The sequence below is a fragment of the Streptomyces thermovulgaris genome (assembly GCF_002155915.1).
GTDB lineage: Bacteria > Actinomycetota > Actinomycetes > Streptomycetales > Streptomycetaceae > Streptomyces > Streptomyces thermovulgaris.
On sequence record NZ_MUME01000531.1, the window covers coordinates 1 to 507 of the forward strand.

A 507-nucleotide genomic window follows, 5' to 3' on the forward strand; every position below is an offset into this window, starting at 1 on the left:
TGCGGGAGAACAGCAGCCGCAGATGGGTCCAGGCGTCGGTGACCGTTCCCACCGTGGACCGGGCGTTCCCGCCGATCCTGCGCTGATCGATCACCACCACCGGTGAGAGCCCCTCGATCCTCTCGGCCTCGGGACGTGTCCACTTCGGCAGCCGGTTGCGGACGAACGGCGGACAGGTCTCGTTGAGCTGATGACCGGCCTCCGCCGCGATCGTGTCGAACACCAGCGACGACTTGCCCGACCCGGACACCCCGACGAACACGACCAGCCGGCCGCGCGGGATGTCCACGTCCAGACTCTTCAGATTGTGGGTCCGGGCACCCCGGATGCGGATCACGCGCTCTAGCATGCGGCGAGGCTAGGAGCAGATGCGGCCGGTTTCTGACCGCAACGGCGGCGGAACAGACGGAACAGAGGGAACGGAAACGGGACGGGAGCGGGACCGGGCACATGGCGGACGTCACCCAGCGCATCCTCGCCCTGCTGGCCACCCTCCAGACCGGGCGG

General features: G+C 68.6%; 1 protein-coding gene. It reads right to left on the minus strand.

From position 1 onward, the window contains the following. On the minus strand, window positions 1-349 hold a 349-nt coding region (locus CCN35_RS27105; protein WP_483883431.1), incomplete at its 3' end, for a P-loop NTPase family protein. Between the last annotated feature and the right edge of the window lie 158 nt (window positions 350-507).